We start from the raw sequence: 14,587 nt of genomic DNA, 5'->3' as shown, positions 1-14,587 counted from the left end.
GCGGCATCAGGCCTTTTCGTGTGCGTTTGAGAGCCGTACCCGCGCCGTAAGCCCGTGCCCGGCATAAGCGAGAAAGCCGCGCAGCATGTGGCGCAGGCGGAAACTGTGGAAGCGCCGGATATAGGGAAAGGGCCGCGTCCCCGCGCGGATCTCGCCGAGCGCATCGCCAAGGTCGCGGCGGATCGCCCCCAGGATTCGCCAGTCGGTCAGGATATGCTTGGCGTAGAGCGCGCCGTCGCCATAGCCATAGCCCGCGAGCAGCGCGATCACCTGATCGGGCCGGCAGCGCCCATGATGATGCTCGACGGCGAAATACGGGTCATAGGCGACGACCACCCCGGCCGCGATCGCGCGGAACAGGAAATCGGTATCCTCCGCCGCCACGAACCGCGCGCCCGCGCCGAACCGGGTGTCGAACCGGCCCGTCCGCACGATGACGTCGCGCGTGAAGGCAAGGTTCGCGCCCATCACGAACCCGCCGGGAAACGCCCCCGGCACCGGCTCCATCGGATGATCCTCGAGCTTCAGCGTCACCGGCAGGTCTGCGGCATCGCCCGGCAGGATCCGCCCGCCGACGATCGTCGGCGTCGCGACCCCCGCGAACCGGCGGACGAGCGCGAGCAGATAGTCCGGCTTGAGCACGCAATCGTCGTCGGTCATCGCGACGATCCGCCCGCGGACATGCGCCAGCCCCAGATTGCGCGCCCGCGCCAGCCCCGCGCGCGGCTCGGCCAGCAGCATCACGGGAAACGCCTGCTCCGCCTGCCAGGCTGCCAGACGCGCCGCAGTATCGTCGCTCGACCCGTTGTCGACGACGACCATCTCGACCGCCACATCCCCCGCAACGCCGACCGCGCGCGTCACCGAGTCGAGCGTGCGCGACAGCGACGCCCCACGGTCGCGCGTGCAGATCAGCACACTGACGTCGATCATTCGCGCAGCAGCAGCGGCGACGGCGCGGTCCAGGCGGCAATATAGGCGGACAGCTTGCCATAATCATTGTCGAGCGCGACGTGCGGGATGCCCAGCAGCAGCGCGAGAATATGCGCGTGCAGCCGGTCGGTGACGATCTGCCGCCCGCGCGACAGGAGCGTCAGCCCGCGCGCGACCCGCGCACCAGCCAGCCGCTCATAGTGCGCAGCACGCGGCACCCCCGCCTCCCAAGCCGGCAGCATGCCATCCTCGAGCCAGTCGAGCACCACCGCCCCCTCCGGCACCGGCCCGCGATCCCCCGCCACGCGCTCGTCATCGGTCCGCATCAGCATCAGCAGGTCGCAATCCGCCGGCCCACGCGACTGCGCCCCCAGCGCGAACGCGGAATCGGGCGCCAGCGCGACCGGGCAGGACAGAGGCCGCGCAAGGTCGAGGCTCTGCGCATCGCGGACATAAAGGTGGAAATCGGGGTGCGCGGCGACGCAGGCGGCGAAGCGGTCGAGCCCCTCGCCAGCGCGGAAATGGATCGACTGGGGCAGCTGGACGATCGTCCGGTCGCGAAACTCCGCCAGCATTGCCTCGCGAAACCGCTGATGATGCGGCCAGATATCCCCCAGATTGCCGCCGCCGTGCAGGAACACGACCCCCGCCGGGCTGTCGCGGCGAAACGCGTCCGCGTCGAACGCGTCCCAGGTACAGACATGATCGGGATCGCGCCCGGTGATCGCGCGGAGCATGGCGATCTCGCCCAGCCAGATCGCGCTGTCGCCGACATTGGCGTGATCGGGAAAGTCGAGCAGCGCATAGCGGTCGCCGTGCCCGACATGCTGCCGGTACAGCGCCGCCAGCGCCTCCTGCTGCGCCGCGATGACGTCATCGCCCCGTATCCGTGCAGACACAGTCACGCGACCATCTCCGCCTTGGCCGCGCATACCTCCGCATACAGTGCCTCGCACCGGTCGAGCCAGCGGTCGCGCGTGAACAGCCGTTCGACCCGCGCACGCGGTACATCGCGCGGGATCGCCATCGCCGCAGGGATCGCCGCCGCCAGCCCCTCGACGTCGCCCGGCGCTGCAAGGCACCCCGCCTCGCCCACGACCTCGCGCGCCGCGCCCATGTCAAACGCGGCGACTGGCAGGCCGCACGCCATCGCCTCCGCCGCAACCAGCCCGAACGGCTCGTCCCAGCACGGCGTGAACAGGAACACCGACGCCTGCCCGAGCGCCGACGCCAGCGCCGCGCCGTCCAGATGTCCGCCATACCGAACGTCGGATCCCAGATGCGGCGCGACCTCGGCCGTCCAATAGTCCGGATCTTCGATCTGCCCGTACAGCGTGATCGCTACGCCCGCGCGCCGTGCCGCCTGCACCGCCAGATGCGGCCCCTTGTTCGGCGTCATCCGTCCCGACCAGATCGCGCTGCCGTCCCCTGCGGGCGAGAACCCCCACGCCGCGGGGTCGATGCCGTTGTGCAGCACCGATGCCTCGGCGGGCGCACCGTCGGGCCACCAGGCGCGCAACTGTGATTGCGACGTAACCGTCAGCCGGTGCGTCGGTGACGGGCTCGCCTTCACGAACCAGTGCAGCGCGTCATAGGGCGGCACGTGGAGCGAGGTGACGGTCGGCACGATCGCGGTCCGCTGCAGCTCGATCGGAAAGCGGCTCAGGCTGTTGTTGTGTACCACGTCGAACCCGCCCGCCGCGATCCTCTCGCACGCCGCGATATAGCCTTGGTCGACATGCGCGATCAGCGGTGCCGACCCGCGATGCTCGGCCCAGGGAAACACCCGCTCATAATGCTGGGGCAGCACCGGATCGATCGCGAAGCGCGGGTCGCTGTCGCCGCTGGCGAACAGCACGACGTCGTGCCCGCGTGCCTGCAGCCCTTCCGCCAGATACCAGCTGTGCGATTCCATCCCGCCCATGAACGGCTGCGCGATCCGCTGGCGGACGTGCGAGAGCAAGGCGATCCTCACGCCGCCGCGGCACTCGCGGCGACACGCTCTTCCAGCAGCCGGATGACGCTTGCGGTATTGGCATAGGGCTGGTGGCTCTGCTGCCCGGTCAGCGCGAGATCCGCGTCATCGGGGCGGCGCAGCACGCGGATCGGCTGGCCGGGCCGATCGTCGATCAGCCCCATCAGCCGGAATGCGTGCAGCCAGTGCCCCATCGTCCGATAGCCCCAGCGCGCCTCGAACAGCTCGGCATTGCGGATCACGCTGTCGAGATGATGGACCGGCGGCATGTGATGCGGATGATATTGATGATGCGCCAGCCCGCCCTTGATCCACGCGATCGGCACGCCTGCGGTGTCGAGCACCTTGCCGAAATCGGTATCCTCGCCGCCATAGCCGTTATAGCCCTCGTGGAATCCGCCGACCGCGAGGAAGGTCGCGCGCCGCATCGCGAAGTTGAGCGACCAGAAACAGCGATAGTCGTTGCACGCCTCGATCCCCTCCGCAGGCGGGCCGCGCCGGTCCGAATGCCGCACCGCGACTGCCGCGAAATCCTCGCTGCGCCAGTCCCCCTTCGTCGCGCCGCCCGGCAGGTACATCACCTCGCCCATCAGCAACCCGTCATAGGTGGCCAGATGCCCGGCATAGTCCGCCACCAGGCCCGGCGCGGGGATGCAGTCCATGTCGAGGAAGATCAGCCCCTCCCCCGTCGCGGTCCGCGCCGCCAGGTTGCGCGCCGCGGCCAGCGGCAACGCCTCGCCCGCGATCATCAGCTGTCGGACCGGAAAATCCGTCTCGGGCAGGACATAGGGCTCGTCCTGCATCACCGCGACGATCAGTTCGCGCGGCGGGGTCGTCTGTCGCGTGAGCCCCAAAACCAGATTGTAGAGATGCTCGGCCCGCCCCTTGGCCAGCGTGACGATCGAGATAGCGGACATGGGCAGGGCTCCAATGGGATCTGGGAACAGGACGGAACAGGGTAACGACGGGGGCAGAACGGATCAGGCCGGGTGCGGTGCCGTGCCCCAGAGCCTTGCCGCCAGCGCTTCGAGCCAGCGCGCGGCATCGTCGGCGGGGGCCTCGGCGATCATCGCGCGCTGCCGCTCGGGGCGGTGCTGCGCATAGGCGGCGTCGATCGCCTGCGTCCACGCGTCCGCCGACGACGGCAGATGCGGCCGGATGCACGCCACCCCCGCCGCGCCCAGCGCGTCGGCCTTGCGGTGCTGCTCGTCGAAATAGCGCCACTCGGGTACCGCGATCCACGGCCGCGCCGCCGCCAGGATCTGCTGGCAGGTCGTGTTGCCCGTCGACGCGATCACCAGATCCGCCGCCGCGACATAGTCCGCCGCATTCTCCACCCAGCCGCGATGTTCGATATTGGCGGGCTCGGTCGCATGCCAGTCGCGCACGACCGGCCCGATCGTGATCCAGCGCGCGGCAGGCCGGCTGCGCGCGCCGACGCCCAGTGGCGCCTGCCCGAACCCGCTGCCGCCGCCGCCGGCCATGACGAGGATCATCTCCTCGCGCTCGCCGATCCCCAGCCGCTCCCGCGCCGCGCTCCGGTCGGGGCCCTGCGTATCGACCCCCAGCCCTCCGGCGAAACAGGTCTTTTCGACCATCGCCGCGTCCCAGTCGGGCTGGGCGAGATCGCGGTGGAACGCGGCGAGCAGCCCGGCGGCGCCGTCATAGGCCGCGCGGTGCCCGGCATCGCCGCGGTCGCCATGCTGCAGCACCTTGACGTGCGGCACGCTGCAGATCCGCGCCAGCTGCGCGATCTCCGCAGACACGTCGCAGATCATCAGCGCGGGGTCCGCTTGCGCGAACCAGTCGGCGATCGTCGCCATCGCGCTTCGGATCCCCGGCCAGCCGAGCGGTGCGCAGTGCAGCGTCGCGGGCGTCGCGACCCAGTCCATCGCCACTTCCTGCCCGGTCGGCTCGAACAGCGACGGGATCGTTACGATCCGCGCCTGTGCCGGCAGCGCGGGGAAGATGTCGTCGCGCGCGCAGAAGATCGTCACGGGACGCGACGGCGGCAGCGCCTGCAGGATCGCGGCACAGCGTTCCGCATGTCCGCGACCCTGATGGTGGACGAAATAGCCGAACGGACGCGTCATGCCGCGACTTGCACGGCCGGCGTGGTCAATCCGAGCCGCGCCAGCCCCTCGACCACCCCGGCGGCATGGTTGCGCGTGGCGCGATGCAGCCCGGGACGCGCAGCAAGTGTCGCCAGTTCATCACTCGCATTGGCAACAACAATCGCGAACCCGCACGCGTCGAGCATGTCGAGGTCATTGCCGCTGTCGCCCGCTGCGATGCAGTCGTCGAGCGTCAATCCCAACCCGGCCGCATAGGCCGCGATCGCCGCCGCCTTGCCACCACCGGGGGACAGCACGTCGATCAGCCGGCCGTGCGAGAACACGACCCGCGCTGCAAGCCCCGCCTGCGCCAGAGCCGTGCGGATCGCTGCGACGTCGGCGGCGTCGCCAAAGAAGCTGAGCTTGTGCGCGCCCTCGGTAACGACCGGCTGAGCGCAGATGCCGAGCGGGGCAATCGCCGCACGTACCGCCGCCCGGTCCCAGTCCTTATCGAGCGCGTCAGTGAACGCTGCGCAGGACTGCCACCCGCCTTGCGCCGCCGGACGGAGGATCCGCGTCCCGACATCGACAATGAACGCGTCCGGCTCGGGCAAATGCCACTGCGCCAGCACCGCGCGCGCCTCGGCGAAGCTGCGCCCCGTCGCGACCACGAACGGCAGGCTGCTGCCATGCCGCCAACGTGCGAAAGCCGCTGCACCATCGACCGACCCGGTCAGCGTGTTGTCGATGTCGCATGCCAGCAGGGCAGGCTGGCGCCGCAACGCCGCGTAGATGTCGATCGCTGCATCGGCATAGCGCCGCCAGTCATATGCCGCACTTCCGACACGTGCCGCCCGGCTCAACCGCGCGTGAAGCCCCGCATCCCCGATCACCGCACGACACGCCGCCGCAATTCCCGGCTCGTCGCGCGGATCGACCAGCAAGCCGTGACCGATCTGCGCGACGATCTCCGCTGGCCCTCCGTTGCGGGTCGCAACGACCGGAACGCCGGCCGCTGCCGCTTCGATCAGGGTCAGCCCGAACGGCTCGTGCAGCGCCGGGTTGACGAACACGCCGCCTGCCGCCGCTCGCCGGTACAGCGCGGTGACGTCCGCCGCATCGTGCCGCGGCGGCAAGGCAAAGCGCCCACGCAGCGCAGGACTAGCGGCAAGCGCCTGCAGTTCGCCCAGCACCGCCCGTTCCTCACTTGACGACTGGCCCCCATGTTGCCCGGCGAGGATCACCAGATTCGCACGTTCGTGCAGAACCGGATCCGCCGCGAACGCGCGGACAAAGGCCGCGAGGTTCTTCTTCGCCACCGGTCGCGCGATCGCCAGCAGGATCGGGAGATCCGGCCGATCGAGCCAGTCTTCCAAGCTGTCGACCAGCGTCACCGTGCCTCCTGTATCGGGACGGCGGGGTACGCCTGGCGGGACGCAGTGGATCCGGCCCGCGACCTCGACGCCATAGGCCGGGACCTGCCGTTCGGCCTCGTCCCGCGTCGATACGATCAGCGCGTCTGCCGCAGCGATCGCGGTGGTTTCCGCCGCAATCCGCGTGTCGAGTTCGGCTCCGCCAAGGCCCTGCCGCCGCTTGTCGATCGCCAGCGCATGCGGCGTGTACACGAACGGAATGCCGAACCGGCGGCGTGCCTCGATCGCGACCGCTGCGGCATCGGCGAAATGCGCATGGATGACGTTGGGCATGACCGCCTGTCCGGCGATGTGACGGCAAAACGCCTCGGTGAATGCGGGCAGGTCGGCGGCGAGCGCCTCCTTTTCGAGATAGCGGTCGTCGCCACTATCGACCCGGTCGATCGTCAATTTGTCGGTGACGCGCTCCGATCGCTGGCCATGCACGGATGGCAGATCCGCAGACCGGAACAAACGGGTAACGATCGAGACCCGGTCCACACCGGGAAGCTCTGCCTGAACCAATGCTGCGTCGACCACATAGGCAAGATGCCCCCCGGAGTCGGCCGTAATGCCGAAGTCAATGGGCGGCGCTTTCAGGCAGCCCCCGAGGGCCAAATGCAGAATGAACAAGGCGACCCCGTATCGTTAGTATGGCGAAACGACACGCCACGACATTCGATCCCGGGGTGCGCGGTTATCGCGTTGCGCTATGTTAACCCTGTTGCAATCTGACGTTTTCTGCCGCTGCCGGGCAGAGCCGCCCCGGCATGTCTGCATGCCCGGGGCGCCCGTTCATGTCACCGCGCGGGGTCGAACGCGAACAGCGCGGTCGGCAGCGAGGCCGGCGCGCCCGGCTTGAACCAGTTGGTGTCCTGGATATGGCTCGCCGTCACATAGATCCGGCCGTCCGGCCCTTCCGAAAACGTGTCGGGCCAGCGCAGCCGCTTGTCGGTCAGCACCGGCTCGACATGATCGCCGACCAGCCGCGTGATGCTGTCGTCGGTGGGCGACGTGATGTACAGCACCCCCGCCTTGCTCATCCACAAACCGTCCGCGACATGCGTCTCGGCGATGGTCTTCACCCCCGCCGCCTGCTGCGCTGCGCTCACGCCCTCGCGGAGCAGCCCGGTATCGATCGCGTACAGCGTCTTGCCGGTGAGTGCCTGGTAATACAGCGTTTTGCCATCGTTTGAGATCGCGATCCCGTCCGCGGAGAAGGCCGGCTGGCGGCCATCGGGGCGGACCAGCGGCTTGCCGTCGGTCATGACCGTCACGCTCTTGTCGATCTGCGTCGAGCCATGCCCGTCGAGTGCGCGCATCCCCTTGCCGCTCTCCAGGTCGATTACGATGATCGCGCCGCGCGTGCCAGAATCGGTGATATAGCCGGTCTTGCCGTCGGGCGAGAAGCGGATGTCGTTGAGGTACGTACCCTGCAGCGCAACATCGGGCGCGACGTTGATCACCTTGGTCACGCGGTTCGTCGCCAGGTCGATCCTGACCAGCTTCGGTGCTCCCTCGAGCGGCTTTTCGTTACCGGGCGCGCCGGGATCGAGCACCCACAGATTGCCGTGGCCATCGGGCACGATCGACTGGACGCAGACGAAATAGTCGCCGACCGGCAATTCGTTCGCGCGCGCGTTGCGCCAGCTGTTCCACGTATCGTCGGGATAGGCCTTAAGCTTTCCGTCCGGCAGCACCTCGGCGACCGAGATCGGCGCATCGTCGGTCCAGCGCGGGAAGTTGACGAACCGTCGTCCGTCCGCGGTCACCGCGACGCCGGTCACCTGGTGGTCGAACGTCGCCACCTGAGTCAGCGGGCTCGCCGCGGTCTTGGCCTGTGCGACGCCGGCCGCGGTTGCGGCGGCGGCGAGTGCGAACAGCGCGGCGCCTGCGAGAAGGGGTTTGAACTTGGACATGTCTTGGCTCCGGTAAATCGTGTCGGACAAGGTGGCGGGATCGCCGGTGAACAGCGTGACGAGCAGGTCGGCGACCGCCTCGGGCCGCTCACGCTGTGGAAAATGGCCGACGCCCGGCAAGGTGACGAAGGCAAAGGGGCCCGAGAATTTCTCCGGTACCGCGGTGGTCGCGCTCGGCGGGTTCACCCCGTCCTCCGCACCCTGAATGTACAGCGCGGGCAGCGACAGCGTCTCGCTCGCCTTTACCGCTTCCTCAAGCCAGACGCTCGCGGGGTCGGGCGCCGCCTCGTCCCAGCGCGCGCGATAGCTGTGCAGCGTGACGTCGACCCAGTCCGGATTCCCGAACGCGCGCGCCACTCGCGCAAAGGTCGCCTCGTCGAACCAGCCCGGCGGCGACCAGTTGGTCCAGTGGACATGCGCAAATCCCCTGGGGTCATCGCGCACCGCCTGCGCGCCGCGCGCGGTGGCCATGAACCAGTGATACCATTGCCGCTGCGTCTGTTCGAACGGCGGCGTCGGCATGCCGCCCAGTCGCGGCGGCGTCGCGAGCATCGCGATCCGCTGAACCCGGTCGGGCCATCCGACCGCCAGCGCTTCGGCGATGTTCGAGCCCCAGTCGTGCCCGGCGACCATGAACCGTGCGATCCCCAGCCCGTCCATCAATGCGATCGCGTCCATCGCCAGCACCGCGCTGTTGCCGGTGCGCGGCGTATCCGCCGCCACGAACCGCGTTTCGCCGAACCCGCGCAGGCTCGGCACGATCGTGCGCAGCCCCGCCGCATGAAGCGCGGGCAGGACGTCGTCCCAGGTCGAGGAATCATCGGGCCAGCCGTGCAGCAACAGCACCGCGTCGCCCTCGCGCGGGCCCGTATCGGTATAGGCGATCGCCAGCGTCGGCGTGGTTATCACCGGCATCTCAGCGCTCCGCCATCGGCAGGGGCACAACCCGCCCGAAGGCGTGATAGCGGGGCGGAGAGGCATGGGTCGTCGACGTCATGGCATTACTCGCTGCAGGATCGGGAGGGAGAGAGGATCCCCCTCCCAACGCATCAGCGCTTCGCAGGAGCCATGGCGAACGCCGCCTTCAGCCGCGCCACCGCGAGATCGTTCGCATCCTTGGCGCCGCGCACGATCGTGCCCATGCCGAAGAATTCATGCGTCACGCCCGGGAAGGTACGCTGTTCGACCGTGTCGCCCGCCGCACGCATCGCCGCGGCCAGCGTCTCGCCGTCCGACCGCAGTGGATCGATCTGCGCATTGATGATCGTCGTCGGCGGCAGCCCGCGCAGATTCGCCCCGACCAGGTTCAGCCGCGGATCCTGCGCATCCGCCTTGCTGGTCTGGTAGTAATAGCCGAACCACGGCAGCATCGCGCCGTTAAGCGGCTTCGCATTCGCCGAATCCCGGCGCGACGGCAGCGTCTTGCTGCTGTTGGCGATCGGATAGACCGAGACGATGTGCAGCGGCGCGGTCAGGCGATTGTCGCGGGCATAGATCGCCGTCGCGACCGCCAGATTGCCGCCGGCGCTCTCGCCCGCAACCGCGATCTTCGCCGGGTTGCCACCCCATGCCGCGGCATTGGCCAGCGTCCAGCGATAGGCCGCCGCTGCGTCGTCATGCTGCGCGGGGAACTTGAACTCGGGCGCATGACGATATTCGACCGACACGACGATCGCGTTCAGCGCCTTTGCCATCGCGCGCGGTGCCGCATCATAGGTCGCGACGTCCGCGATCACCCAGCCGCCGCCGTGATAATAGACCACGACCGGCAGGCCCTTGGCATTGGCCGCGCTTGCCGGCTTGTACACGCGGGCGAACTGCTTGGCGTCGCTGCCGTACGGAATGTCCTGCGTCGTCACCGACGCGTCGGGCGTCGTCGGCATCCCCTTCTGTGCCATCACCGCCTTGGCGCCATCCGCAGCCGAGGGCTGTTGGCGTGCTTCGGCTGGCGTCAGCGTCTCGATCGGTTTGCCGCCGAGGCCGGCCAGCGCGTCGAGGACGGCCTGCATGTCGGGCGCAGCCTTGGCCGGCGCCATCTTGGTGGCGGGCGGCGGGGGCGGCGGCGGCGCGGTGACGCTGCGTGCCGACTGGGCGAACGCAGCGCCCGGGATGAGTACGAGCGTCGATGCAAACACGCCGGCGAGCAGCGTCCGTCGAATGGAATGTGTCAAATTTGCCTCCTGTAACATTGAAAGGCGCAACCCCGGCGGCGGCGTGGGAGTTGCTGTACGAAACCGGACGAAGACCGGATCGTATTGAATTCGTGCAGTGTTTCAGGGGGCATGATGGTGGGCGACAATCGACTGGAGACCATCGATCGGGATGGGGCTGGCGACGCGTCGTTGGCGCGAGGCACAGGAAACCGGCTGCTCCAGCGCCTGAGCCCCGACGACTTCGCGTTGATCGCCCCGCATCTCGACCGCGTCCCCTTTGCGGTGGGCGAGTCGCTGACGCGTGCGGGCGACCGGATCGAGACGCTCTGCTTTCCCGAGGAGGGGATCGCCGGCGTGCTCGACGCGCTCGAGGGCGATCATCGGTTCGCGGTCGGGCTGATCGGTGCGGAGGGCTTTGTCGGCTGGTCCGCGCTGCTCGGCGATGACCGCTCGCCCTATGACGTCGTGATGCGCGCCGAACAGGGCGTCGCGCTGCAGCTCCCGCTCGACCGCTTCCACGCCGCCGCCGCGCAGAGCGACACGCTGCAGCTCGCGCTGCTCCGTTTCGTGCAGGTGTTCATGACCCAGATGGGCCGCACGATCGTCTCGTCGCTCGCCCATTCGATCGAGCGACGCATGGCGCGCTGGATCCTGCTCTATCACGACCGCATCCGCGACGACGCGATCTGCATGACGCATGAGGAGTTCCGCCTGATGCTCGGCGTCCGGCGCAGCAGCGTGACCGACGCGCTCCACCGGCTCGAGGAGGAGCATGCGATTCGCTCGGTCCGCGGCCGCGTGCTGGTCCGCGACCGCGACATTCTGATGCGGATGGCGGGCGACACCTATGGCCATGCCGAATCCGAGTATCGCCGCCTGCTCGGCTGAGCCGGTCGGAACATTTCGTGCACGGATCACGGAACGAGCCGGTCCGCATACCGTTCATTCAATGGGCGCCGACGGCCCGACCGGAGGGGCCATGCTGAAGCGTACCGACCATATCGACCTGCCGGGCGACACGCGCGCCGCACCGGCAACCCTGCCCGCGGCGATGGTCGTTGCCGAGCTGCTGACCGCCGGGATCGACCGTGCCATTCTGGTGGTCGAGGACGAGGCTCGCGCCGAGGCGATCGCCTGTCTCGCGGAGGGGTTCGCCCCTGCGATGACCGTCGTCCATCTCGTTGCGAGCGATGCGCTCCCCGGCGACTCCGCGCCGCCCAGCGCCGCCAATGTCGGCCGCCGGGTCGAGGCGCTGCGCCGTCTGCGCGCCGCGACCGCTACAGCCTCGACTGACCCGATCCTCCTCGTCCTGTCCGTAGAGGCGAGCGCGGTCCGCTATCCCGCCCCCGCCGCGTTCGACGAGGCGCCACCGGTGTTCCGCGTCGGCGACACGATCGACATCGCCGCGCTGCCCGCGCTCGCCGACACGATCGGCTACACGATCGACGACCGCGTCGACGAACCCGGCGAGATCGCGATCCGCGGCAGCGTCGTCGACCTGTTTCCAGCCGATCGTGCGAACCCCGCCCGGATCGAATTCGACGACGATTCGATTATCACCGAAATTCGCAGCTATGACCCGGTGTCGCAGCGCAGCCTTGAAACGCTCGACGCGGTGATCGTCGGTCGCGCCTGCGAACCCGATCTGGGTGACGGCGTCGCGATCACCGAGCATCTGCCCGACGCCGCGCTCCATTTCGACCCGCTGGTCGACGACCGCCGCACCCGGTTCCTAGCGCTTGCCGCCGACGGCACCGCGGCGCGTCAGGTCAAGGCCGCGCTAGTCGACACGCGCGCCTGGAACAAGGCGACCGCCGGCCGCCAAATCCTCGCCACCGACACCCCGGTCGAACGCACCCCGCGCTTCATCGAGCGGCGCGACCCGGTCCGCGCCTTCCGTCGATTTGCCCGTTCGGTGATCGCCGACGGCCGGCTCGCGATCGCCGGGTCCGCGCGTGACCTTCGTTTCCTCGCATCGCGGCTCGGCGTCGACGCCGAACCCGTCGACAGCCTTGCCGAGGCGGCGGCCGCACCCGTCGGTTCGGTGTCACTGCTCTACGCTCCGCTCGACCAGGGCTTTGTCCATGCCGATCTTACCATCGTCGCCGCCGCCGATCTGCTCGGCAGCCGCGCACGACTGGACGACGGTCCCGGTGTTGGCGTTGCGGCCTTTGCCGAAGGTGCGACGCTGCAGACCGGCGACATCGTTGTGCATGAGGATCACGGCATCGGTCGCGTTCTTGGGGTCGAGGCGCTGCCCGACCTCGATGGCGTCGCGGCCGACGCGATCGTGCTCGACTATGCCAAGGGCGCCCGCCGCCTCGTCCCCGTGCACGAGGCCGATCGCATCTGGCGGTATGGCGCGGACGCGGACGCAGTGACGCTCGACACGCTCGATGGCGGAAGCTGGACCAAGCGTCGCGCTGCGATCGACACCGCGATCGCCGAAAGCGCACGTGCGCTTCAGGCGGTTGCCGCCGAACGCGACGCGCGGACGACGCCGCCGATCGTCCCCGATGTCGCGCTCTACGAACGGTTCGCCGCGGGCTTTCCCTTCGCCGAGACCCCCGACCAGGCCCGCGCGATTGCGGCGGTCCGCAGCGATCTCGCCAGCGGCAAGCCGATGGACCGGCTGATCGTCGGCGATGTCGGCTATGGCAAGACCGAGGTCGCACTTCGCGCCGCCGCGCTCGTCGCGCTAGCCGGTCGCCAGGTCGCGATCGTCGCGCCCACCACGGTGCTGATCCGCCAGCATCTCGAAACGTTCCGCACGCGCTTTGTCGGCACCGGGCTGGAGGTCGCCGCGCTGTCTCGGCTGTCGACGCCTGCCGAGCGCAAGCGCGTCTGCGCCGGGCTCGCCGACGGGTCTATCGCGGTCGTGGTCGGCACCAGCGCGGTTGGCGGCAAGGGCGTCGCCTTTGCCGATCTCGCGCTCGTCGTGATTGACGAGGAACAGCGGTTCGGCGCGAAGGCCAAGGCGTCGCTGCGCGACATGGGCGCGGGCCATGTCCTCACGCTCAGCGCCACGCCGATCCCGCGCACGCTCCAGTCGGCGATGGTCGGCATCCAGGCGATCTCGGTCATCGCGACTCCGCCCGCGCGCCGCCAGCCGATCCGCACCATCGTCGCGCCGTTCGACGACGCCGCCGTCCGCAAGGCGCTCCGCCGCGAACGCGCGCGCGGCGGCCAGAGCTTTGTCGTCGTGCCGCGGATCGAGGACATCGCCCCGCTCGCGAAGACGCTCGCGCGGCTCGTCCCCGAGCTCGGCCTCGTCATCGCGCACGGCAAGATGGACGCGGCCGAGCTCGACGACGCGATGGCGGGCTTTGCCGCGGGTGACGGCGATGTGCTGCTCGCGACCAACATCATCGAGGCGGGGCTCGACGTGCCCCGCGCCAACACGATGATCGTCCACCACGCCGACCGGTTTGGCCTGTCGCAGCTTCACCAGCTGCGCGGTCGGGTCGGACGCGGCGGCCGGCGCGGCCAGATCCTGCTGTCGACCGACGGCGAGGCCACGATCGCCGACGCCACGATGAAGCGCCTGCGCACGCTTCAGGCGTTCGACCAGCTCGGCGCGGGGTTCGCGATCAGCGCGCGCGATCTCGACATGCGCGGCGCGGGCGATCTGGTCGGCGAGGATCAGGCTGGCCACATGAAGCTGATCGGTATCGACCTCTACCAGCACCTGCTGGGTCGCGCGCTGAAAGCCGCGCGCGGCGAACCGGTCGATCAGTGCCAGCCGGTGCTTAATCTCGACGTCGGCGGCATGCTTCCCGAGGAGTGGATTCCCGAGACCGACCTGCGGCTGACGCTCTACGGCCAGCTCGCGCATCTGACCGACATCGCCGCGCTCGACGCGTTCCAGGCCGAGCTCGAGGACCGGTTCGGCGCGCTGCCCGACAATGCCGTCCGCCTGCTCGAATGCGCGCGGATCCGGGCGCTCGCCGCCGCCGCTGACATTCGCCAGATCGACGTCGGCCCGGGCGCCATCGCCTTCACGCCGGGGAATCCGACCGCCGCCCTTCCGGCGCCGTTCGAACCGGCGAAGCGCCGCTGGCTGGTACGCGAACGGATCGAGGATCCGCTCGCCCGCCTCGATCGCGTCCGCGAGCTGCTGAGCGACCTGTCGGAGTGACGC

The 14,587-nt window shown here is 69.3% G+C and carries 10 protein-coding genes; 2 read left to right on the top strand and 8 right to left on the bottom strand.

The features are described 5' to 3' along the window. Positions 1-6: 6 nt before the first annotated feature. The 8 genes from NEF64_RS06560 to NEF64_RS06525 all read right to left on the bottom strand — a co-directional run bounded on the left by NEF64_RS06560 (position 7) and on the right by NEF64_RS06525 (position 10,464). On the bottom strand, positions 7-933 hold the full coding sequence (locus NEF64_RS06560) for a glycosyltransferase family 2 protein (RefSeq protein ID WP_056406238.1): 927 nt from the start codon (positions 931-933) through the stop codon (positions 7-9). Then, positions 930-1,838, bottom strand: a complete 909-nt coding sequence (locus tag NEF64_RS06555; protein ID WP_234387512.1) for a polysaccharide pyruvyl transferase family protein — start codon at positions 1,836-1,838, stop codon at positions 930-932. The genes NEF64_RS06560 and NEF64_RS06555 overlap by 4 nt, the downstream gene beginning before the upstream one ends. Continuing rightward, positions 1,835-2,908 carry a glycosyltransferase gene (locus NEF64_RS06550; protein ID WP_056406236.1) on the bottom strand — a complete coding sequence of 358 codons (1,074 nt, stop codon included), beginning with the start codon at positions 2,906-2,908 and terminating at the stop codon, positions 1,835-1,837. Before NEF64_RS06550 ends, NEF64_RS06555 begins: the two co-directional genes overlap by 4 nt. After that, positions 2,905-3,825 carry a glycosyltransferase family 2 protein gene (locus NEF64_RS06545; RefSeq protein WP_056406235.1) on the bottom strand — a complete coding sequence of 307 codons (921 nt, stop codon included), beginning with the start codon at positions 3,823-3,825 and terminating at the stop codon, positions 2,905-2,907. Before NEF64_RS06545 ends, NEF64_RS06550 begins: the two co-directional genes overlap by 4 nt. Before the next feature lie 63 nt (positions 3,826-3,888). Then, positions 3,889-5,001, bottom strand: a complete 1,113-nt coding sequence (locus tag NEF64_RS06540; protein WP_056406234.1) for a glycosyltransferase — start codon at positions 4,999-5,001, stop codon at positions 3,889-3,891. Further along, on the bottom strand, positions 4,998-6,992 hold the full coding sequence (locus tag NEF64_RS06535; protein WP_235516373.1) for an HAD family hydrolase: 1,995 nt from the start codon (positions 6,990-6,992) through the stop codon (positions 4,998-5,000). The genes NEF64_RS06540 and NEF64_RS06535 overlap by 4 nt, the downstream gene beginning before the upstream one ends. A 182-nt stretch (positions 6,993-7,174) precedes the next feature. Next, the gene (locus NEF64_RS06530) at positions 7,175-9,208 is read right to left on the bottom strand and encodes an alpha/beta fold hydrolase (protein WP_056406232.1); all 2,034 of its coding nucleotides are present in this window, start codon (positions 9,206-9,208) and stop codon (positions 7,175-7,177) included. Between the two features lie 134 nt (positions 9,209-9,342). After that, positions 9,343-10,464, bottom strand: a complete 1,122-nt coding sequence (locus NEF64_RS06525) for an alpha/beta hydrolase (RefSeq protein WP_235516359.1) — start codon at positions 10,462-10,464, stop codon at positions 9,343-9,345. Between the two features lie 171 nt (positions 10,465-10,635). Between NEF64_RS06525 and NEF64_RS06520 the strand changes: the two genes are divergently transcribed. Continuing rightward, the gene (locus NEF64_RS06520) at positions 10,636-11,334 is read left to right on the top strand and encodes a Crp/Fnr family transcriptional regulator (RefSeq protein WP_162235377.1); all 699 of its coding nucleotides are present in this window, start codon (positions 10,636-10,638) and stop codon (positions 11,332-11,334) included. Between the two features lie 91 nt (positions 11,335-11,425). Beyond that, on the top strand, positions 11,426-14,584 hold the full coding sequence (locus tag NEF64_RS06515) for a helicase-related protein (protein WP_252574724.1): 3,159 nt from the start codon (positions 11,426-11,428) through the stop codon (positions 14,582-14,584). Positions 14,585-14,587 lie beyond the last annotated feature (3 nt).

It is taken from the genome of Sphingomonas aerolata, from assembly GCF_023935825.1.
Taxonomy (GTDB): domain Bacteria; phylum Pseudomonadota; class Alphaproteobacteria; order Sphingomonadales; family Sphingomonadaceae; genus Sphingomonas; species Sphingomonas aerolata.
This window is presented reverse-complemented; position numbering and strand designations above follow the sequence as displayed.

Bases quoted from the DNA above. Each gene is read 5' to 3' on its own strand.
- NEF64_RS06560 (WP_056406238.1), bottom strand. From the start codon at position 933: ATGATCGACGTCAGTGTGCTGATCTGCACGCGCGACCGTGGGGCGTCG.
- NEF64_RS06545 (WP_056406235.1), bottom strand. From the start codon at position 3,825: ATGTCCGCTATCTCGATCGTCACGCTGGCCAAGGGGCGGGCCGAGCAT.
- NEF64_RS06540 (WP_056406234.1), bottom strand. From the start codon at position 5,001: ATGACGCGTCCGTTCGGCTATTTCGTCCACCATCAGGGTCGCGGACAT.
- NEF64_RS06530 (WP_056406232.1), bottom strand. From the start codon at position 9,208: ATGCCGGTGATAACCACGCCGACGCTGGCGATCGCCTATACCGATACG.
- NEF64_RS06515 (WP_252574724.1), top strand. From the start codon at position 11,426: ATGCTGAAGCGTACCGACCATATCGACCTGCCGGGCGACACGCGCGCC.